The organism is Bartonella phoceensis (assembly GCF_902825145.1).
Taxonomy (GTDB): Bacteria; Pseudomonadota; Alphaproteobacteria; order Rhizobiales; family Rhizobiaceae; genus Bartonella; species Bartonella phoceensis.
The window spans coordinates 1-1,037 of the sequence record NZ_CADEAD010000029.1 but is presented as its reverse complement, the minus strand read 5'-3'; the positions used below and the strand labels follow the sequence as shown (position 1 = coordinate 1,037).

General features: G+C 42.3%; 1 protein-coding gene. It reads right to left on the bottom strand.

The genetic code is table 11. The features are described 5' to 3' along the window. Positions 1–2 precede the first annotated feature (2 nt). Positions 3–1,037 (bottom strand): autotransporter outer membrane beta-barrel domain-containing protein (locus J7R07_RS07925; RefSeq protein WP_208436317.1); only part of this gene is annotated, 1,035 nt, incomplete at its 5' end.

Below are 1,037 nucleotides of genomic sequence, written 5' to 3'. Positions count from 1 at the left end.
TTTTAGAATCGGTAGCGCATTCCACCGGAAAGATACATTCCAGATACACCAGCTTTTTGGAGTTTTTGTTGATAATTAACATCAGCATGGAAGACGATATTTTGAGATACTTGCGCATTCACACCAAGTCCACTTTCAACGGAAACTCCTACAGAATCAAAGTGAAAAATATCACCGATCTGTATTGTACCATGGTCACCGAAAGCTCTGGTAACGTTCAATTTTCCGTACAAAGAAACAGCATTCTCTTGTTCCCTTGTCGATATATCCTGTGTTAAACGCCCACCAACACGGACCAACCACTGGTGAGGGGTGCCTATCTTGACATCAAAGCCATCAACATCGGAGAGGGTGCCGAGCATGAAACGTTGATAAATGAGTTGTGCTTGTGGTTCGAAGACCAATCCTTTAGCGCTGGTTGTTAGTCTTTGTCCCATGATAGCTGATGCACTTAATGCGTTCGTGTTCTTTAATTCCGCAGTCTTTCCTCTGGGGGTCGTGGTAATGTTTCCTTTGAGAGCTCCGTAAGAGAAGAGCGTGTTGAAGTAGAAACCATTGTTATGGTGAAGGCTCCCATAGGCAGAAAGCAGCCATTTATCGAGCGTATTTTTGTCAGCACCTTCCATATCCTTTGGAGTGAAGGACAGTTTTCCATATGTGCCTAAAAGACCAAAATCTGTGGTTATGTTTTCATCTTCTCGTGCTGCTAATATCGCACCTGCTTGTAGGGCAGCATAATTCACATCAGCACCATAGCCATATTGTAATGGAGTGCGGCTGGAAGACAATGTGACCTTATTGCCATAAGCAGAGAAAAAGATGCCTTTATTGTTCTTATTCTTTGCTTTAAGGGTTTTTGTTTGCATTGTATCTAACAGAGCGTTTTGATTGTTTATATCAGAAAGCCCAGAGGAGAATAAAACTGGAGATATTACCAAATAGCTTGCCGTTTGAGGTACAAGAGCATTGATCTTTGCTTCACGATCAAGCGTATCCCTTTGCAAGCGGAAATCCCAGAAATTATCTCCTTCTCTCAA